The organism is Parageobacillus thermantarcticus (genome assembly GCF_900111865.1).
GTDB lineage: Bacteria > Bacillota > Bacilli > Bacillales > Anoxybacillaceae > Parageobacillus > Parageobacillus thermantarcticus.
Map to the genome: position 1 here is coordinate 1 of NZ_FOJS01000025.1, position 20979 is coordinate 20979.

Below are 20979 nucleotides of genomic sequence, written 5' to 3' on the forward strand. Positions count from 1 at the left end.
GATCTCCTGAGCCCATCGTTCCACGTGAACGAGGGCTTGCCGGCCGTCAAACATATTGTAGATGATGGCCTGAACGGCATCGCTGACTCGAGTCTGGCACTGTGGATCAACGGGAACGAGATGGTCAATCAATTGGGGCAGGCCCAGTTTCTTGAATAGGGCACTTATTATATTCAAATAATAATTGCGATAGACCTTTTTGACTTGAACGTTCATGAGAGAAAAACTCCTTCACTTTCCTTGTATGTCAAGGATTCATTCGACGATGGACACAAAAAATCCTCCCGATTTTCGTTGGGAGGGTGCGAAATGTGAGATTCAACATTACAAACGCTCGTTTATTCGTAATCGCATTCATCCCATCGTCGAAATTCCGGAAACGATTTTCGTAGAAACGGATCCAAAATGGCTTCAGTTCGCTCTTAGCCAAATTGTCACCAATGCCATCAAATATTCAAAAAACGTTGGCAACCAAATCGTGCTTTCTGCCGTTCAACGTGAAAATGAAGTGTTTTTATCCGTCCGAGATTTTGGGGTCGGCATTCCAAAGCAAGATATCGGACGCGTATTTGAACCTTTTTTCACTGGTATGAATGGGCGCCGATTTCGCGAATCCACTGGAATGGGGTTGTACCTTGTCAAACAAATTGTTGACCATCTCGGTCACGGAATTGCCATTTCCTCTGAAGAAGGAAAAGGAACGACCGTCACGATCACGTTTTACAATGTGACAAAAATGTAAGAAAACAAGTAAACATTGTAAGGAAAATCGATATGTTCATGCGATTTCCCTCCGTATAATCAACAGTAGAAACATAAAGAGGAGGGTTTTTATGACGATCTTGCAAGCAAACTCGATTACGAAAATATATCGTTCTAGCCAGTCGGTCGCACATCGGGCATTAGACGATTTCAGTCTATCGATCGAAAAAGGGGAATTTGTTGGGGTCATGGGACCGTCCGGAAGCGGAAAAACAACCTTGCTTAATATTTTAGCAACCATTGATCAGCCGACTACGGGAGAAGTGTTGGTAGAAGGAAAAAATCTATCACGTCTTTCAAAAAAAGAACTTGCTTTGTTTCGCAGACGGAAGCTCGGCTTTGTATTTCAAGACTTCAACTTGCTAGACACGTTAACCATTGGGGAAAATATCATTCTTCCACTTACATTGGACAAAATTCCCGTTAAAGAAATGGAACAGCGATTGCAAACGGTCGCTGCCACTTTAGGCATCGAAGGAATTCTCGACAAGCGGACGTACGAAGTCTCAGGCGGACAGCAGCAGCGCGCCGCAATTGCACGAGCGATCATTCATGAACCGCTGCTCATTTTTGCCGATGAGCCGACCGGGAATCTTGATTCGAAATCTTCAAAAGATGTGATGGAAACATTAACAGCATTGCATCAGGAAAAGAACGTCTCCATCATGATGGTAACGCACGATCCATTTGCAGCGAGTTACTGCGAGCGCATCATTTTCATCAAAGACGGCAAATGGTTTACTGAGATACGCAAAGGACATAACCGGCAGGCGTTTTTTCAAGATATTCTCGACATGCTCTCGCTATTAGGAGGGAACGTTAATGACATTTCGACAGTTCGCCCTTCATAATGTGAGACGCAGCTTCAGCCGATATGCCGCCTATTTTTTGAGCAGCGCTTTCGCCGTCACTATCTTTTTTATGTACGCTGCATTTATTTTCCATCCTGATGTAGTGAATGGAACGATTCGGCCATCGGTGCGAAAAGGAATCTTTGCTGCCGAAGTCATCGTCTTTCTCTTTTCCGTATTTTTCATTTTTTATTCGACAAGTTCGTTTTTAAAATTGCGTAAAAAAGATTTTGGATTGCTGACGTTATTTGGTATTACGCGCGGTCAGCTGAATAAATTAATCGTGATTGAAAATTCGATCATCGCCCTGCTTTCGATTATAACGGGAATGGGGTTTGGCGCTTTATTGACAAAAATCTTTTTCATGATGTTTTCCATCATTTTAGATTTGCCATCGCCGCTATCTTACTATATTCATTGGAAAGCGATCGCCTCTACCGCGGCCGTGTTTCTCGCGACATTTGAAGCGATTACGATCATCACGCTTATCACGATCCGCTCTTCGCAAATTATTGATTTATTAATATCGGCGAAAAAACCGAAAAAACCGCCTGTCTACTCGATCTGGCTTTCGCTGCTTGCGGTTATCTGTCTGGCGATTGGATATTATTTAGCCTATACTTCCAACATCGTGCAAATGATGAAACGCGTCCTGCCAATTCTATTGCTCGTCATTATTGGAACGTATTTTCTATATACGCAAGCGAGCATCGGGCTGTTGCGATACTATAAAAAACGGAAACGCTCCTATTATCGCGGCACGAACTTAATTACCGCCGCGGAACTGACATATAAACTGAAAGACAACGCGAGAATTTTAAGCATGGTGACGATTTTAACAGCAGTGACCTTTACTTCTACCGGGGTGCTTGCCAACCTTTATTTTGGCAAAAAAGCGGAAGCAGAAGCGCGGTTTCCGCATGCGATTTCGCTTATCTCAAAAAAAGAACCGAAAGCTTTTGACAACAAATTGCAAATACTAAAAAACACTTTTCGCGATGAGCGTATTCCTTTCAAAAGTCATAAGGCCGCTTTCATCCGCGCATATAACCCTAAGAAACCTAACGATCAGGCCATGCAACATCTTGTGCTTATGCGCGTAACCGATTACAACCGATTCGCGGATTTGGCCGGCCAGCCGCATATATCATTGCCAGCAAATACAGCAGCGTATATGTATCCTACACCTGATAAAGGCTACGAGCCAATTCGAGGAAAACAAATTACGCTTGCCGCTCAACATAGCGATAAAACGATAACCGTTTCATTGACAAAACCGATTTACCAGCCGGTCATCAATCCTACTGCATTCGCTGGACACATGCTCATCGTTCCCAATCATGTCTTTGCGACAATGCGTCAATTTGCTGCGAAAGAAGCGATTCAATATTACTTCGGCGCATCATACGAAAATTGGGAAAAAGAAGCGTCAATCATCAAGAAATTAAACCGCTCCTTAAAAGCAGATGACGACGTTGATTTTACTAATCGTTTTGAATTTTTTTACGAGATGAAGAAAATTTTTTCCTTAATGCTATTCATCGGCTTTTTCGTCAGTCTCCTCTTCTTTTTGGCGGCCGACAGCATTTTATATTTTAAGTTGTATAATGATTTGGAACAGGACGGCAAGCAATACGAAGCGTTATCCAAACTCGGTTTAACATTAAAAGAGATGAAACAAATTGCGGCGAAGCAAGTAGCGATTCTCTTTTTCATTCCGTTTGCCGTTGCTACCGTCCATGCTGGATTTGCGTTTAAAATGCTGCAAAACATGGTGTCCGGCTCCGTTGTCAAGACAAGCGTGCTTGTCATTATCCTCTTTTTCGTTGTTCAACTTTGTTACTATTTCTTGATTCGTTCGCTTTATACGAAAAAGGTGGAGCAAGTAATGTAAATTACAGCGGCCTTTTCCCGATGCATCCATCGGAAAAAGGCCGCATTTTTCGTTTATACACAGTACTTCAAACAATAATGCTCTAAATTCCAACGACCGAAAGAACGTATGTCCATACTCCTACAAACAACAGCAGAATCAAGCTATAATAAATCGTCATTTTAAACAAGTTAGATTCTTTACCAGTTTCTTGCACTGCAGCGGTTGCAATCGCGATAGATTGCGGAGAGATGAGTTTTCCCATCACTCCCCCGCTAGTATTGGCAGCAAGCAATAACGAAGAACTTGTCCCTATTTGAGAACCTGTAACCACTTGCAAATGGCCAAATAAAGCATTGTTGCTTACGACAGATCCCGTTATAAACACACCGAGCCATCCTAATAACGGGGAAACGAACGGAAATGCATCTCCTGTCTTCGCTAATGCTAAACCGATCGTAGAGGATAAACCTGCATAGTTGGCTAAGTTGGCAAACCCCATGATCAAACAAATAGTCAATACAGGAATAAACAGCTCTTTACCCGTTTCTTTTAAGCTTTGTATTCCCTCAGCCAGCGCCATGTTTTTGCTGAACATCACTGTCAACAGCGCCGCTAATAAAATCGCTGTGCCCGTTGCCGACACAAGATCTAGCTTGAATATTGCATCTAATGCAGTCTGGGTCGGCGCCACTGGAGGAGTTTTTACGACTTCGCCATGCAAAAATGGCACTTTAAACAAAAGCGTCGTTTTATGCAGCGCTCCTCCCTCAGCAAACAGCGCTTTAAAACCCGGCAGGCTCCATATAATAACGATTACCGTTAAAATATAAAAAGGAGACCACGCGCTGATGATTTCTTTCAAGCTGTATGGAGATTTTTCCACGACTTCTCCATCCTGATTAACACGATATATATGTGACGGCTGCCATTTTCTCAAGAAAAGAGCCAATGCCCCCATGCTGACAAGTGCCGCTAAAACGTTGGCCAATTCCGGACCAAATACAATGATTGTCAATGTTTGTACGATAGTATAACTTCCGCTTACCACTAAAAGAGCGGGCAATGTTTCTTTAATTCCTTTCCATTTATCTAAAATAAACACTAATAAGAACGGAATGAGAAACGTAATAAACGGCAAAATCCAAGCGAGTGTACGGGATAGCGCAATCGGAGATAAATCTCCCATTTGCGCTCCGACAATCACCGGAATTCCAATCGCTCCAAATGCGCCAGATGCAGCATTGGCAATTAAGCAAAGAGCAGCTGCTTTTAATGGATGAAATCCTAGTTCAGCAAGCAAAGCGGCAGAAATAGCGATCGGAACACCGAATCCTGCCGCTCCTTCTAAAAAAGCGTTAAAGCTAAAACCGATGAGCAGCAGTTGAAGCCGCTGATCCTCCGAAATGTTTGCGATACTCCCGCGGATAATATCAAATTTCCCCGTTTTCACAGCAATTTTATATAGCCAGACAGCCATGATCACAATATAACCAATCGGCCACAAACCGTTCGCGATTCCATAGATGGAAGCAGCGATCGCCTTTGAAATCGGCATATGAAAAAACAAAACGGCTGTCACTAATCCAAAACAAAGAGTAAGAAAAGCAGCTTTTACTCAAAAGCAGCTTTTACTCCCTTCATCTTAAACAACGTTAAACATAATAAAAACAGAATAATGGGGAGCGCTGCAACGAACGCAGAAAGATATGCGTTATGAAAAGGGTCATAATGTTGCATCCACATGATGATCTCACCTTGTTGTTATTCGAAGTCAGTATTTATTACTTTACTTCATCAAAATGACGGGAAAGAATGTCTTTTAATACGGTGACGCTATGATGAAATTGCTGTTGTTCTGTTTCATTTAGCTTCAATTCCATTACTTCGCGAATACCGTTTCGGTTGATAACAGCAGGTACACCGATATAAACGTTTTTCTCATTATATTGACCGTCCAGATAAGCAGAAACGGTAAGTATCGCATTTTCATTGTGCAAAATAGCGCGCGTAATACGGACTAGCCCCATCGCAATGCCGTAATATGTTGCGCCTTTTTTCTCAATGATTTGATATGCCGCGTCACGAACATTAATAAAAATGTTTTCCAAATCTTCTTTTTTGTAGTTATTATTTTGCGCCAATATTTGCTCAACTGGAATGCTCCCAATTTCCGCGTGGCTCCAAACAGGCAGCTCCGTATCCCCATGCTCTCCGATAATGTACGCATGTACATTCGTTGGCGCCACTTGAAAGTATTCGCTTAGCAAAAAGCGGAATCTTGCCGTATCAAGAATTGTTCCCGAGCCGATCACCCGCTCTTTCGGCAAACCGCTAAACTTCCAAGTAGCATACGTTAAAATGTCCACCGGATTCGTGGCAACAAGAAAAACACCATCAAAACCTGATTTCATGACAGAATCGACAATTGTTTTAAAGATATTAATGTTTTTGTCAACAAGATCCAATCTTGTTTCTCCTGGCTTTTGGTTTGCTCCTGCGCAAATCACCACTAAATCGGCATCTTGACAATCTTGATAATCTCCATGCCATATATTCATCGGCTTCGGCGCAAATACTTTTCCATGATTTAAGTCCATCACGTCGCCTTTCGCCTTCTCTTTATTTACATCAATTAGCACTAATTCATCAGCTATTCCTTGGTTCATCAGGGCAAATGCATAACTGGACCCAACAAATCCTGTCCCGATAACTGCCACTCGATTCATGCATTGTTTTTTCATCGCTGTCTGTCATCCTTTCCTAAAGTCAGTTTGTGAATTTATTCACAATTATATTGTGCGTCATTTCACAATTTTTATCAAGTATCAACTACAAGAGAAATTTGTCTTTTTTGTTAACAGTTATATCGCCACGCCCGATTCACCATAATATACAGCAAATAATCCCAAAAAAGCTCTGTCATTATATTCTCCGCGATACATACTACATATACTCACTTTTATAAAAAATAAGAGGGTTGATCCTTACTTCCTTCCAGATCTCCCTCTTTTTAATTTCCCGCACCGCGATATCGTTTTACTCCCGCATTCCACAAAAATACGGCAATGGCAAAAAAGATAACACCCATAATCGGAGTTAAAAACGCATATCCGTACCATTCTTTTTTGCCGAGAAAATACGAAGCCGGATATACGCCAACGAACGCAAACGGCAAAATCCACGTTAAAATATAGCGGATGACGCGATGATAAATATCAATCGGATAGCGCCCGTAATTGCTGATGTTGTACATCATCGGCATGATGGATGTGCGAGCGTCGGACCAAAAGCTGATCGTCGCCAATGCCACAAATACTCCCGCATAAATAAGCGCGCCACCTAGCACAAACAAAATAAACAAAAAAATATCATACCAATGCAGTGAAAGATGTAAGCGCGCACCCGCATACACCATAATGATCATGCCGGTGACTCCACCAAGAAGCGACTCCAACTCCATGCGCTCAAGAATGACTTGAAACAAGCTGTGCACTGGACGCGTCAACACGCGGTCCATTTCTCCGCGCACAATATAGCGTTCGTTAAAATCCCAAATGTTAAAAAACGCTCCGAACACCGCATATGGTACTAGGAAAAAGCCGTAAATAAACAAAATTTCATCGCGCGTCCAGCCGTGCAATAGCGACGTATGCCCAAACACAACGAGAAGAAAAACAAGGTTGACAGCCTGTGACATCAAATCAGACACGAACTCGACAAGCAAATCGGCGCGATATTGCAACTTTGTTTTCATGTATTGCGCCATATATTGAAAAAAGACCGATACGTAAAACACAACTCACCCTCCTTGAACGACAAGCTGTTTTTTCGCTGCCCGCCATAACAGCCGAATCGGGATGAGCAACAGCACACACCATACAAACTGAAATAAAAGTCCATCGATGATTGCTTGCCCACGGAAACTTTCTGTCACGATCATGCTTGGAATATAGCTGATCCCTTGAAACGGAAAGTATTTCATCACCGCTTGTGCCCAGTCCGGGTAAAAGCTAATTGGCAAAATAAGCCCGGAAAACAAGTCGATTATAAAGCGCTTTGCCCGCAGCAACCCTTCATTGTTGAGGGTAAAAAATGTCACAATTCCCGCAAGCAAATTCAACTCTGAATTAATAATGAAACTAAAGGCAATCGATAATATGAAAAACATCCATGTATGCACATCGGTTGGAAAACGAAGCGGCAAAAATAAAGCGACAAGGAACAATCCCGGAAGCGAAAGAAACAATAAGCGAAAAATTCCTTCTCCCAATCCTTGCATCGTTTTCATGCCGAGATAGCTGTAAGGGCGGATGAGTTCGGTCGCCACTTGTCCTTCGCGAATCTCCATGGCGATTTCACGGTCGATATTATTGAAATAAAACGCCCGCGCCATCCATGAGATGGCGACATATATCGTCATTTGCTCCATCGACATGCCCTGCATCGTCTGTTTTCCACCGTAGATCGCCGACCAAAGAAAATAGTACGCCGCGATATTAATGGCGTAAATAAGAATGCCGGTGTAATAGTTTGTTCGGTACGCCAGCATCATTAAAAAACGGATGCGGATCATCTCCATATATTTATCCATGCACAACACCTTCTTCGTAGATGTTGCGGATGATTTCTTCTGTAGAAATTTCGTTAATGTTCATATCTTGAATCGAATAGCGAGCGACAACGCGGCTGATCACTTCCGGCAATAGCGCGGAAGGTGCGTGTGCTGTCCAGACGTTTGCCTGTTCTCCTTTTTTCCATGTTACTTGCAAGCCGTCCGTCAGCTCTTTTAAAATGTCTAACGTCATTTCGTTTGCGAACGTAAATTGGATTTGTTTTCCTTCTCCCCAATTTTCTTTCAGCTTTTGCAGTGAGCCATCGTAAATGATTTTTCCTTCATCAAGCATAATGACGCGTTCACATAGCGCTTCAATGTCAGAAATATCGTGGGTCGTCAATAAAATCGTCGTGTTGTATTTTTCATTGATTTCTTTTAAAAACTGGCGAATTTTCAGTTTCACAAGCACATCCAGCCCAATCGTCGGTTCATCTAAAAATAAAAGCGGCGGGTTGTGAATCAGCGCTGCTGCCAGTTCGCAGCGCATCCGCTGTCCAAGGGAGAGCTTGCGCACCGGCTTGTCCAACAGCGGGCCGATATCGAGCGTTTCAATCACATGATCCATATGTTCCTTGTAGTCTTCGTCCGATACACGGTACACCTTTTTCAACAACCGAAACGACTCTTGGACGGCGATATCCCACCAAAGTTGCGAGCGCTGTCCAAATACGACGCCGATCGTCCGCACGAACGCTTCCCTCTCCTTATGCGGATTCATGCCGTTGACGATCACTTTTCCGGATGTCGGCGTTAAAATTCCTGTAAGCATTTTAATCGTCGTCGATTTTCCCGCACCGTTTTCGCCGATATAGCCAACCATTTCCCCTTGTTTTACAGTAAATGAAATATCGTTGACAGCGCGGATGATTTTATAGTTTCTCGTAAACAAATCGCGAAACGCTCCAATTAAGCCAGAGCGGCTTGAATATGATTTAAATTCTTTTCGCAAGTTTTCTACTTCAATGGCATTCATGTTGCATTCCCTCCACATAGGCAATAGTTTATCCGAAGTGAAACGATGAAACAAATGTTATGCATTATGTTAAAATAAAAGTCGGCAACGAAATGGTAGGAGGCTTTAAACATGAAATTCACAAAATCCGAACAACTGTATCAAGAAGCATTGCAGCATATCGTCGGCGGCGTCAACAGCCCGTCCCGCTCGTATAAAGCGGTCGGCGGCGGGGCGCCGGTTGTGATGGAACGCGCGCAAGGCGCTTATTTTTGGGACGTCGATGGCAATAAATATATCGATTACTTGGCGGCGTACGGACCGATTATTGCGGGGCACGCTCATCCGCACATTACGAAAGCGATTCAGCGCGCCGCGGAAACGGGCGTTCTTTACGGCACGCCAACGCCGCATGAAATTACGTTCGCGAAAATGTTAAAAGAAGCGATTCCATCTTTAGAAAAAGTGCGTTTCGTCAACTCAGGGACAGAAGCGGTCATGACGACGATTCGCGTCGCGCGCGCCTATACCGGCCGCGATAAAATCGTCAAATTCGCCGGCTGCTACCACGGGCATTCCGACCTTGTCCTTGTCGCTGCCGGCTCCGGCCCGTCAACGTTAGGAACCCCGGATTCCGCAGGCGTGCCAAAAAGCATCGCCCAAGAAGTCATCACCGTTCCGTACAACGATGTCGAATCATTCAAACAAGCGATGGACGTATGGGGAGACAAAGTCGCCGCCGTGCTTGTCGAACCGATCGTCGGCAACTTTGGCATCGTCACACCAAAGCCGGGCTTTTTAGAAGCGATCAATGAAATCGCCCATCAAGCCGGGGCGCTCGTCATTTACGATGAAGTGATTACCGCATTCCGCTTTATGTATGGCGGAGCGCAAAATTTATTAGGAATTGAACCGGATTTAACCGCACTTGGAAAAATTATTGGCGGCGGTCTCCCAATCGGTGCATACGGCGGTCGCCAAGACATTATGGAACAAGTCGCGCCGCTCGGTCCGGCATACCAAGCAGGAACGATGGCTGGAAATCCGGCGTCGATACTTGCCGGCATCGCCTGCCTTGAAGTACTGAAGCAAGACGGCGTGTACGAACATCTTGATAAGCTCGGCGCGATGCTCGAAGAAGGCATACTTCTTCACGCAAACAAATATGGCATTCCTGTAACGATCAACCGTTTGAAAGGCGCATTCACCGTCTACTTCACGACAGAAAAAGTGGAAAACTACGAACAAGCGCAACGAAGCGACGGCGAAATGTTTGCGAAATTCTTTAAGCTCATGTTAAACCAAGGGGTCAACCTCGCTCCTTCCAAATATGAAGCATGGTTTGTTACGCTTGCCCATACGGAAGAAGACGTTGAATATACGCTCAAAGCGGTGGAAAATGCATTTAGACAATTAGCGAGCGAATAATTATGCAACAATCCCAAGAGGAATCTCTCTTGGGATTGTTGTTTAATAATTGAAAACGCTTACAGAACGCTATAGCACTGGTGAATACGATATCCAAAAAAATGAATAAATAATTGATTTGCATATGCAAGCATGGTATGATAGGTTATAAATTCTGAAAATTAAGACCGGAAATGGCTGCTTATGTTTATTAAACACGGGAGGTGAATGGCGAAAAGCAGGAGTTTTCCCGCTTTGGCGCCACTTACGTATGAAGCAACGTTGGAATCCTAACCTTTTTAAAAACTTCCATCAGGCGGAACATGACGCTTGCGGCATCGTCGCCGCCATCGAAAAACGACGGATCCCAACCCGAGAAAACATTATGGCATGCATTGACGCCCTTGTCAAAATGAATCACCGCGCTGGATTTATTAACGGCGAAGGAGACGGCGTCGGCATTCACATGGATATTCCTAAAAAGCTTTGGATGGAAAAGCTCGCAAACGTCGGACAAAACCCGGAAATAGCAAACGACGAAAGTTTTACCGTCGGCCATCTTTTCATTAACCGGTCCGCCGATGTCGATCATATAAAGTCCCAAATCAAACAATTGTTTAAAAAGTCGGGATTTTTATTGATTTTTGAATCTGACCGCGTAACTTCTTCCAATGCGCTAGGTCCAATCGCGCTTCGGCAAGAACCGGCATTTTGGCAAGTCGCACTGCTGCCGAATGACAATGTTCAGCTTTCAAAACGGTTGTTTGATCTGCTTATTGAAATCGAGAAAAACGAAAATGTCCATGTCGCCTCCTTAAGCAATTTTCACGTTGTGTATAAAGTGATGGGAGCCGGCGATATTTTGCCAAAATATTATCATGACTTGGCACATCCGTTTATCGCATCAACAATGACGTTAGGACATAACCGTTACTCAACGAATACACTTTCCAACTTTTTTCGTGTTCAGCCGTTTAGCGTGTTAGCGCATAACGGCGAAATCAACACGATTGCAAAGCTTCGCGATGAAGCAGCGATGATTGGCGTTCCATTGACAAACGGTGGAAGCGATTCCCAAGATTTGAGCCGTACGATAGAAACGCTTATTTGCCGCTATGGCTATAGCTTATTTGAGGCGATGGACATATTGTTCCCGCCGATTGTGAATGAAATAAAAGCATATCCGGAGCATCTTCAAGACTTGTATACGTACATCCGCGAAGCATGGGGGCATTTCGCCCAAGGACCTGCGGCGATTATTTCTCGACATGCAGACGAAGCAGTTTTCAGCGTCGATGCGCTCGGATTGCGCCCGCTTTGGAAACTGGAAACAGAAAAACGATTTGTTTTCACATCAGAGCCGGGAATCATTCCAGCGAGCGAATATACCGGTGAGCCAAAACCGCTCGCACCTGGCGAAAAAATCGGCTTAACATGGTCCGGCGACGTCATTCAAGTGTTGGAATACGAACAATTCCAAGAAGAAGTATACACCCGTTTTTCGAAACGGTTTGACATTACAAATTTCCGAAAGCGCCTCGATGTTCCGAAACTGGAAAATCACGTGTTTGCTTTCGCGCCGACAAAAGTGCATAACGGGCAATATGCCGCGTTCGGCTGGGACAGAGAACACATTCAGCTTTTAGAACAAATGGCGGAAAAAGGAGTGGAACCGATTCGCTCTTTAGGCCATGACGCGCCGCTTGCCGCGATGGACCCGAATCGCAAAAACCTTGCGGACTTTATTAAAGAAAGCGTCGCCGTTGTCACGAACCCGGCGATTGACCGCGACCGCGAGATGGAACATTTTTCAACAAGAACCGTAATTGGAAAACGTCCGTCTCTTATAGCTGAAACAGAAGCGTCGTATGTTATTGAGCTTAGCTCGCCGATTCTCATCGAGGGAAAAATCGGAAACGACTGCGCGCCACAATTGCATCATCCTTCGTACGACCAAGTGGTTCATTCGTTCCAAAAAAAAACAATTAGCGCACATCCTGTCGGCGACGTTCACGGCAGAAGAAACCATCCCGCAGGCGCTACAACGCCTTTCTAACGAAGCCTGCGAGGCGGTTCGCTCCGGCAAAACCTTGCTTGTCATCGATGACGCAAAAGCACATCAAAACGGAAATTTATGGATCGATCCGCTTCTCATCACATCGGCCGTCGATCAAGCATTAGCGAAACAAGGTTTGCGCCGCGATTGCTCCGTTTTGCTTCGTTCCGGTGCGATCCGTTCCCTTCATGATCTCGTTGTCGCCTATGGATTAGGGGCAAATGCGATCAGCCCGTATCTTATGTTTGCTACGGTTGCGTCGGAAGAGACGATCACGCCGATTATCAATCTGTTTAAAGCGCTCAACAAAGGATTAGAAAAAGTGATTTCGACGATTGGCATTCACGAATTGCGCGGATATAGCCGCCTCTTCTCATCGATTGGCCTGCATGATGAAATCGCCGATGTATTAAACATCGTCAATTTCTTTGGCTCTGATTCATTGCAATACGACTGCGAAGCGCTAAAACAAGACGCGATCGCCCGCGCGGAAGATTACGCGGATGAAAACGCCAAGTTGCGGAAAACGTTCCACCTCTTTCCGCGCATTTGGAAGGCGATTGGCGAAGTCGCGCAAACGGGAGCGTACGACAATTATCGGGAAAAGTTAAACGAACTCGAAACTGAAACGCCGACAACGATTCGTCATTTGTTAGATATCAAAAAAGCGGAAAAGCAAGTTCCGGTCGAAAAAGTCGACATTAGCGTCGGCGAACATAGCTTGCCGTTCGTCATCGCTTCGATGTCGTTCGGTTCGCAAAATGAAGTGGCGTTCCGCGCTTATGCGGAAGCGGCAGAACGTTTGAACATGGTCAGCCTTAACGGCGAAGGCGGCGAAATTAAAGATATGCTCGGCAAATATCCGCGCACGCGCGGCCAGCAGATTGCATCCGGCCGTTTTGGAGTGAACGCAGAGCTTTTGAACTCTTCGAACCTCTTGGAAATTAAAATCGGTCAAGGGGCAAAACCGGGGGAAGGCGGCCACTTGCCAGGTTCAAAAGTGACGGCAAAAATCGCCGAAGCGCGCAACGCGACCATCGGCTCTGACTTAATCTCACCATCCAATAACCATGACATTTATTCGATCGAGGATTTAGCGCAAATGATCGTTGAACTGAAAACAGCGAATGACAAAGCAAAAGTCGCCGTCAAAGTTCCGGTCGTGCCAAACATCGGAACGATTGCCGTCGGCATCGCCAAAGCGGGAGCGGACATCATTACGCTAAGCGGGTTTGACGGCGGAACGGGAGCCGCGCGCGTTCATGCGCTGCAACATGTCGGGCTTCCTGTTGAAATCGGCGTAAAAGCCGCCCATAACGCCCTTCTTGAAGCCGGTTTGCGGAACAAAGTCGAAATTTGGGCGGACGGCGGCATAAAAAGCGCGCTTGACGTTCTCAAAGTGATGCTGCTCGGGGCCAACCGCATCGGCTTCGGGACGCTCTCGATGATCGCAATCGGCTGTACGACGTGCCGCGGCTGCCATTTAGATACGTGCCATGTCGGAATCGCGACCCAAATCGAATCGGTAGCGCAGGCAAAAGAACACGGATTGCGCCGCTTTGTGCCTCGGCAATTTGATGCCGCGGTACAAGGATTAGTCAACTTATTCACTGCGTTCGGAAATGAACTAAAAGCGTTAACAGCTTCCCTTGGTTTTACTCGCCTGCAAGATATCGTCGGACGCTCTGACTTATTGGAACAAACAAGAGGACTCCGCCAAATGGATTTGTCCAATCTGCTCGAAGTGCTTGAAGTGGAGCAGCTCGCACAAAAAGAAGCAGCCGCAAGCGCAGAAGAACCATCGTTGCTCGTTGCTGCCGGGGCGGAATACCTTGATTACTATGTGGAAGATTTGCATCGTTCCCGTGAATTTACGACCGTCACAGCGGAACAACGCGTTCTCGGCAGCCGTGTTTCTTGTCATCGCGTGCGCGGTCGTCTCGACGGATCATACAAAAAATTGCCAGATGTCACATTGCGTTATAAAAACGGCTCGATTCCTGGAAATGGACTCGGTGCTTACAACACTTATGGCATTCATATCCATGTTGACGGCGGCGGACAAGACGGTGTCGGAAAAACAGCGTTTGGCGGCGGCATCTTCATTTTCAAAGCAAAAGGAAAAGACGGAAAGTTTTATAATGGTTCTGTTGGCAAAGGCTTCGGATACGGAGCGCAAAAAGGCTTGCTGATCGCGCAAGGAAACGCAGACGCGCGCGCGGGCATTCGCCTGTCCGGTGCTGATATGATTATCGGTGGTCAAGTGGCGACGCCGATTCCGGAAAAAGAACGCGGAAATATCGGTGCGCGCGCGAACATTAAAGGATTCGCCTTTGAATATATGACGAATGGCCGCGGTCTCGTCCTTGGCGACCCAGGTCCATGGATTTGCGCTGGAATGACAGGTGGAGTCGTTTACTTGCGTCACCAACCGGAAATGGGGTTGACGAAAGCGGCATTGGAACGTCGCATCGCGAAAGGGGCGCAAGTACGCCTTGAACCATTGAACGAGCGCGGAAAAACGGATGTACAAGAACTGCTATCGAAATACATTGAACTGCTGAAAGAGCACGGCCATCACGAAGAAGCGCAATCATTGCAGCCGCTTCTTGAAAAGCCGGAAGATCATTTCTTCCAAGTCATCCCGTTGAAAGAACAAGCCGATCCTTCGATTTCCACAGAATAAAAAAGGTATTCCGCCAGTGCGGAATACCTTTTTCACATCTAATGAACTTCTTCGTTAAAAAGATAAATGCAACACTGCTAGCTCTTGAACATCCCGCCATCATTATTGCATAATAACGTCATCCATACATCTCGCGGCGTGATCTCCCCTTGAAAAATTCAAAACATTCTAATGTATATTTTCTGCTTGATATCATATATAAAAGCGTGTATAGTACTAAATTGTTTATAAGAACTAAGGAGGAAAGGTTTGAACATACATGAAACTCGGTGCCCGCATTTTCAAAACGGGAATCGCCGTTACATTAGCGCTTTTTTTGGCAACGCTATTGCACTTGCCTTCTCCTGTTTTCGCGGGGATTTCTGCGGTTTTTGCGATGCAGCCGACGATTTATCGATCCTATTTATCGTTGATCGAACAAGTCCAAGCAAATATCATTGGCGCTGCATTTGCCATTATTGCCGTGCTTTTGTTCGGGCGCGATCCGTTTATCGTCGGTCTTACGCTAATGATCGTTATCGCTCTTTGCTTAAAAATGCGCCTTGAGTCAACGATATCGGTAGCGTTAGTTACCGTTATCGCAATTATGGAATATACCGAAAAACAATTTATCGAATTTGCGATCATTCGTTTTTCCACCATTATGCTCGGCATATTCGCCGCCTTTGTCGTCAACTTAATTTTTCTTCCTCCAAAATACGAAAAAAAGCTGTATGAACAAATTACCGAAAACACGGAAAATATTTTAAAATGGATTCGCATCCATATAAGGCATGCGTCCGAGCATCGGATTTTAAAAGAAGATATTGAAAAAATGAAAGAAAACATCACGAAACTGGAGCATCTTTATTTAATGTATAAAGAAGAACGCACCTATTCCCGAAAAAAGCGTTTTCAAAAATCGAGAAAACTCGTGTTATACCGGCAAATGATAGTAGTCGCGAACCGAGCGCTTGATACGTTAAAAATTCTTCATCGCTTTGAAAACGAACTGTACCATATGCCCACAGAATTTCGCCAAGTCATTCGTTCGCAGCTGGATAGCCTGCTTCATTACCACGAACAAATATTGCTAAAGTTTATTGGAAAAATAAAATACCATCCTCGTACAGAAACAGCGATGGAAACCCGCGAGGAAAGGACACGACTAATCGAAGCATTTTATGCACACCATCAGCAAAAAAACGAATATTACCTTTTCTCATTGATTGGAACGATTATTGATTATAGTGAACAGTTGGAACATCTTGATAAACTGATTGACAGCTTCCACCATTACCATCATGATTCCACCTTAGCAAAAAACTTGGCTGATAACTAATGTGGCTGGCGCAAAAACTCGATTAACAACTTTTTGCGTCAGCCTTTTTCTTTTAAATAGCCGTTTCCTACTGTTTTGACGTGTCATTGATTGTAATTCAATTGTTGAATCGTAAACAAATGATAATATTGCCCTTTTTTCGCCATTAATTCGTCATGCGTGCCGCTTTCGACGACCATGCCATCTTCAATAAGGAAAATGCGGTCCGCGTGGGTAATCGTCGACAGGCGGTGGGCGACGATAAAGGTCGTCCGGTTTTTGGCGAGCCGCTCGAGCGCCTCTTGAATGTAATGCTCGCTTTCGAGATCGAGCGCCGATGTCGCTTCGTCAAAAATAAGAAGGGGCGGATTTTTCAAAAAGACGCGCGCAATGGCGATTCGCTGTTTTTGCCCGCCGGATAGCTTGATGCCGCGTTCCCCGACTTTCGTATCATATCCGTCCGGCAAGTTCATGATAAAATCGTGGGCGTTGGCGGCTTTTGCGGCAGCAATCACTTCTTCGTCCGTCGCATCCGGTTTTCCAAGCAAAATATTTTCCTTCACCGAATCGCTGAACAAAAAACTATCTTGGAACACAATCCCGATTTTATCGCGCAGACTGCGGACGCGGATATCGCGTATATCGACGCCATCCAATAAAATTCGCCCCTCTGTTACGTCGTAAAACCGCGGGATAAGGCTTACCAACGTTGATTTTCCGCCGCCGCTCATGCCGACAAGAGCGATCGTTTCTCCTGCTTTTACGGAAAACGAAATATCGCGAAGCACAGGCGGCTCGTTTTTACTGTAGGCAAACGTGACGTTTTCGAACACAATATCCCCTTTTACTTCTTTACAGTCAACGGCATTTGGCGCATCGACGATATCGTATGTTTCATCCAAAAATTCAAACATCCGGTCCATCGAAGCGAACGACTGCGTCAATGTCGTCGATGAATTCACAAGGCGGCGCAGCGGGCTATAAAGCCGATCGATATAACCGACAAAAGCGACCATCGTTCCAACGGTAATATGGCCAAGCAATACTTGGTAGCCAGCATAGCCAATCACGATAATCGGGGCAATGTCTGTCACTGTGTTCACAACAGAAAACGACTTGGCGTTCCAGCTCGTATGCATAAGCGCCTTTGTTAAAAAATTATTGTTTTGCTTGGAAAACCGCTTCTGTTCTTCTTCCTCGATCGCAAAGCTTTTCATGACCGGCATTCCTTGCACCCGTTCGTGCAAGTACGCTTGCAGTTCCGCCAGCGCCTGGGAGCGCATTCTCGTCCGCTGCCGCAAGCGCCCGAAAAAATATTTGACGGAAAACGCATAAAGCGGCAGTGTACTAATGGAAATAATCGTCAATTTTATATCCATCTTGATCATAATGACAAGCGCAATAATAATCGTCGTCATATCTAACCAAAGGTTCATCAGTCCGGTAATAATAAAATCTTTCGTTTGCTCCACGTCATTAATGACACGCGAAATAATTTCCCCTGTGCGATGATTCGAATAATACGTAAAACTTAGCTTTTGCATATGCGTAAATAAGCGGTTGCGAATGTCATACAGTACTTTGCTTGCCGTCCACTGCGCAAAATATTGTCGATAATATTCGACAATTGGACGAATAATAATGAAAATGACTAACATGGCAGCGATCGCCCACCAAAGGCGCTCTACCTTGGCGGACATCGGCAGTTTCGTATTTCCGATAATCTCATCAACCACATATTTTAATAGCAGCGGAATGAGGAGTGGAATCGCAAACTTAATAATGCCGATGATCATCGTTGCGACAATATACCATTTATATGGGCGCACAAATTGCATATAGCGGCGAATATTCGTCATGAACATATCCTCCCTCAAAAAGCAGAAAAACCTGTTTGCGGCGACGAACAGGCTTTTTGCTTTTTCCTTATTCACTTTCGAAGTGAAAGAAATTTTTCATACCACGTATCAATAAAATCAGGCGCAAACGGGCCTTTTCGTTCATGAATCCAGCTGACTAACTTTTTCACATTATTTTTTAAAATTCGGTCGATAACATCTGGATAGTTCATTTCTTTTCGGTGCCGTTCATATTCATCTTCATCAAGAAGAACGTACGTCATGTCAGGAAACACTTTAATATCCAAATCATAATCAATGTATTTCAACGCTTCCTCATCCCATACAAATGGAGAGCTCAAATTGCAATAATAATAAATGCCGTCTTCCCGAATCATGCCGATAATGTTAAACCAATGTTTTGCGTGAAAAAAACAAATTGCCGGCTCGCGCGTGATCCATGTCCGGCCATCCGCTTCCATCACCACCGTTTTATCATTCGCTCCGATAATATACGCAGGCGTTCCTTTCAGCACGATTGACTCTTCCCATACTCGGTGAATCATTCCGTTATGTTTATAACTATGAATTTGAATAATTTCTCCTTCTGCAGGATATCCTGTCATTATTCTCCCTACTTTCCTCTGGGAACTTCTCTTTTTTATTATAACGATTGAAAATGCAAATGAAAATAAAAGCAAGCCATCTTAACGTGTTGAAGATGGCTCGCTTGTATGACGGCGCTCGTTTTGATACGAAAGGATGACTTCTTCTGTCTGCTTTTCAAACATTTTTTGAATTTCCTTTAGCTGTCGTTTCATCTGGCAGATTTCTTCTTGAATGGATTGCAGTTTTGCTTCTTGTTGCAGTTCGATCAATTGTTTTTCAATCGCTTGGCAGCGCTCGATTTCCGACTGCAAAAACAAAAGCTTGTCCATCGTTTTCAGCTGCTCATTTACCAAACGTTCAAATAGATCCACGCTCGCTTCTCCCCTCTCTCCAATTATGTTTATTAATTCGAGAAGGGAAGAAAAATTTCCTTTGACTATATATGTAAAGTTATGATCGCTTTTGTCGATAAAATAAGGACGGCGAGCCCTTTTCCGGGAAATAATTTTCCCTATATCGCACAAACAGGCGTGGGAAAACCGTTCCCGAAAAATCGGCTTGCCGTCCCGCGTTTTTTGTCTAGCTTCGAACGCCATCAGCTCGCGACGCTTCGGTTTTGCTATAGCAGCAAGGCTCTCTAGCACGTGCCGCGAAGCCAGAATAGCGACGTTTCGCTGTTGCCCACAGAACGTAGGCAGCCTTTAGGCGAAATTAGGGCGTCCTTCGCTATGTTACTTGCTTGAATTTTGCGTTTTGCGTGATTCTGCTTGCGCGTTTTGTTGTTTTACTTGTTGCACGTTCGTTTCTGCAGCAAATTCAGTGCCAAATTGTCCTGCTTGTGCAGATTGCGCGTTTTGTTGTCTTACTTCTTGAATGTTAGTGCCTGCAGCTGTTTTGTTTGGTTGTTGTTGTTGTTTTGCCATCGTTATCACCTCCACGTGACTTAATGTGTCCAGGAGGTGATGATTTTATCCATCCAAATTACAAAAGTAAAGATCTTCCACCATCAACGATAATCGTTTGGCCGCGGATCATTTCTGCTTGGTCGGATAATAAAAACATTACCGCATTGACAATATCTTCAGGTTTTACCATTCGGCCTGCAGGAGTTTTTGCTACCGCATCAGCTAATAGTTCTTCTCGGTTTGGAAAATGTTTTAACGCATCCGTATCGACCGCGCCGCCTGATACGGCATTTACGGAAATATTTTTCGGCGCCAATTCGACGGCTAAATAGCGCGTCAATGATTCGACCGCAGCTTTTGAAACACCGACAGCCGTATAATTTTCCAGATAGCGTATCGCCCCCAACGAGCTGATGCTGACGACTTTGCCGCCGCCGACTTTTTCCATTCGTTTTGCCGCTTCTTGCGCACAAAATAAAAGCGCTTTGCTGTTAATGTCGATCGTCCAGTTCCAATGCGATTCCTCGAGCTCCATCGCCGGACGCAGCACGCCTGAAGCAGCGTTATTAATAAGGACATCGACGCGTCCAAACGCTTCATCCACTTGCGCGAACATCTCTTGAATTTTTTCGACTTTCCCGACGTTCGCCTTCACGACAAGCGCTTTTCGTCCCAGCGCTTCGATTTCCTTCGCCGTCTGCAACGCTGCTTCTTTGCTGCGCGCGTAGTTAACGACAATATCGTATCCTTCTTTTGCGAGGCGAAGGGCAATCGCTTTGCCGATTCCACGGCTGCTTCCTGTAACTACCGCAACTTTTTCACTCATGTTTTTCTCCCCTTTTATGCATAAATGAATACATACTATTTTAAACTAGAAAAAAAGGAGGCATCCATCATGTACGTTGGCCGCGATATGACCGAACTTTCGATGATCCCAAAATCGGAATGGAAAGATAGCGAACTCGCGTTTTTTCACCATTCGTTGCAGCAAATTGCCCCGTATTTAAACGCGGAGGGGCAGACGATCCACCGCGAAATCATTGAAGAAATCGAAGCGCGCGGCGGGCTAAGAAATAGCGAAGCTACCTATACCAGTGGAACGAAACAAGCGTATGACTGAAA

General features: G+C 44.8%; 16 protein-coding genes and 2 pseudogenes. 7 read left to right on the top strand and 11 right to left on the bottom strand.

Going from position 1 to position 20979, the window contains the following annotated elements; translation table 11 throughout:
- Window positions 1–216, bottom strand: a 216-nt coding sequence (locus tag BM278_RS11890) for a DUF4277 domain-containing protein (protein ID WP_143093443.1), incomplete at its 3' end; no start/stop codon positions are given.
- A gap of 49 nt (window positions 217–265) precedes the next feature.
- On the opposite strand from BM278_RS11890, the gene BM278_RS11895 reads away from it, so the two are divergent.
- The 3 genes from BM278_RS11895 to BM278_RS11905 all read left to right on the top strand — a co-directional run bounded on the left by BM278_RS11895 (window position 266) and on the right by BM278_RS11905 (window position 3507).
- Window positions 266–742 (top strand): ATP-binding protein, encoded by a 477-nt coding sequence (locus tag BM278_RS11895; protein ID WP_244151153.1) that lies wholly within the window; start codon window positions 266–268, stop codon window positions 740–742.
- A 91-nt stretch (window positions 743–833) separates the two neighbouring features.
- Window positions 834–1613, top strand: coding sequence for an ABC transporter ATP-binding protein (locus BM278_RS11900; protein WP_090949979.1), 780 nt, complete (start codon window positions 834–836; stop codon window positions 1611–1613).
- Window positions 1585–3507: an FtsX-like permease family protein gene (locus tag BM278_RS11905; RefSeq protein ID WP_090949981.1), complete on the top strand. Its 1923-nt coding sequence runs from the start codon at window positions 1585–1587 to the stop codon at window positions 3505–3507. Before BM278_RS11900 ends, BM278_RS11905 begins: the two co-directional genes overlap by 29 nt.
- A gap of 82 nt (window positions 3508–3589) precedes the next feature.
- Here BM278_RS11905 and BM278_RS11910 read toward each other — a convergent pair.
- The 5 genes and pseudogenes from BM278_RS11910 to BM278_RS11930 all read right to left on the bottom strand — a co-directional run bounded on the left by BM278_RS11910 (window position 3590) and on the right by BM278_RS11930 (window position 9077).
- A pseudogene (locus tag BM278_RS11910) lies at window positions 3590–5232 on the bottom strand (L-lactate permease).
- Between the two features lie 38 nt (window positions 5233–5270).
- On the bottom strand, window positions 5271–6230 hold the full coding sequence (locus BM278_RS11915) for an L-lactate dehydrogenase (RefSeq protein ID WP_090949983.1): 960 nt from the start codon (window positions 6228–6230) through the stop codon (window positions 5271–5273).
- Window positions 6231–6499: 269 nt separating this feature from the next.
- The gene (locus BM278_RS11920) at window positions 6500–7285 is read right to left on the bottom strand and encodes an ABC transporter permease (protein WP_090949985.1); all 786 of its coding nucleotides are present in this window, start codon (window positions 7283–7285) and stop codon (window positions 6500–6502) included.
- A gap of 3 nt (window positions 7286–7288) precedes the next feature.
- On the bottom strand, window positions 7289–8080 hold the full coding sequence (locus tag BM278_RS11925) for an ABC transporter permease (RefSeq protein WP_090949987.1): 792 nt from the start codon (window positions 8078–8080) through the stop codon (window positions 7289–7291).
- Window positions 8073–9077 carry an ABC transporter ATP-binding protein gene (locus BM278_RS11930; RefSeq protein WP_090949989.1) on the bottom strand — a complete coding sequence of 335 codons (1005 nt, stop codon included), beginning with the start codon at window positions 9075–9077 and terminating at the stop codon, window positions 8073–8075. Before BM278_RS11930 ends, BM278_RS11925 begins: the two co-directional genes overlap by 8 nt.
- Before the next feature lie 111 nt (window positions 9078–9188).
- On the opposite strand from BM278_RS11930, the gene BM278_RS11935 reads away from it, so the two are divergent.
- From BM278_RS11935 to BM278_RS11945, 3 genes and pseudogenes are all read left to right on the top strand, one after another.
- Window positions 9189–10484, top strand: coding sequence for a glutamate-1-semialdehyde 2,1-aminomutase (locus BM278_RS11935; RefSeq protein ID WP_090949991.1), 1296 nt, complete (start codon window positions 9189–9191; stop codon window positions 10482–10484).
- 250 nt (window positions 10485–10734) lie between these two features.
- A pseudogene (locus tag BM278_RS11940) lies at window positions 10735–15205 on the top strand (glutamate synthase-related protein).
- Between the two features lie 259 nt (window positions 15206–15464).
- A complete protein-coding gene (locus tag BM278_RS11945; protein WP_090949992.1) occupies window positions 15465–16526 on the top strand; it encodes an FUSC family protein in 1062 nt (353 codons plus the stop codon).
- 83 nt (window positions 16527–16609) lie between these two features.
- Here the strand turns inward: BM278_RS11945 and BM278_RS11950 are convergent, their stop codons facing one another.
- From BM278_RS11950 to fabL, 5 genes are all read right to left on the bottom strand, one after another.
- On the bottom strand, window positions 16610–18364 hold the full coding sequence (locus tag BM278_RS11950) for an ABC transporter ATP-binding protein (protein ID WP_090949994.1): 1755 nt from the start codon (window positions 18362–18364) through the stop codon (window positions 16610–16612).
- 71 nt (window positions 18365–18435) lie between these two features.
- Window positions 18436–18969: a nucleoside tri-diphosphate phosphatase gene (gene ntdP / locus BM278_RS11955; RefSeq protein ID WP_090949996.1), complete on the bottom strand. Its 534-nt coding sequence runs from the start codon at window positions 18967–18969 to the stop codon at window positions 18436–18438.
- Window positions 18970–19050: 81 nt separating this feature from the next.
- Window positions 19051–19323 (bottom strand): YgaB family protein, encoded by a 273-nt coding sequence (locus tag BM278_RS11960; RefSeq protein ID WP_090950054.1) that lies wholly within the window; start codon window positions 19321–19323, stop codon window positions 19051–19053.
- A gap of 360 nt (window positions 19324–19683) precedes the next feature.
- Window positions 19684–19875 carry a gamma-type small acid-soluble spore protein gene (locus BM278_RS11965; RefSeq protein WP_090949998.1) on the bottom strand — a complete coding sequence of 64 codons (192 nt, stop codon included), beginning with the start codon at window positions 19873–19875 and terminating at the stop codon, window positions 19684–19686.
- 58 nt (window positions 19876–19933) lie between these two features.
- Complete coding sequence (gene fabL, locus BM278_RS11970) at window positions 19934–20683, bottom strand: enoyl-[acyl-carrier-protein] reductase FabL (RefSeq protein WP_090950000.1); 750 nt, start codon at window positions 20681–20683, stop codon at window positions 19934–19936.
- 69 nt (window positions 20684–20752) lie between these two features.
- On the opposite strand from fabL, the gene BM278_RS11975 reads away from it, so the two are divergent.
- Window positions 20753–20977 (top strand): cytosolic protein, encoded by a 225-nt coding sequence (locus tag BM278_RS11975; RefSeq protein ID WP_090950002.1) that lies wholly within the window; start codon window positions 20753–20755, stop codon window positions 20975–20977.
- Window positions 20978–20979 lie beyond the last annotated feature (2 nt).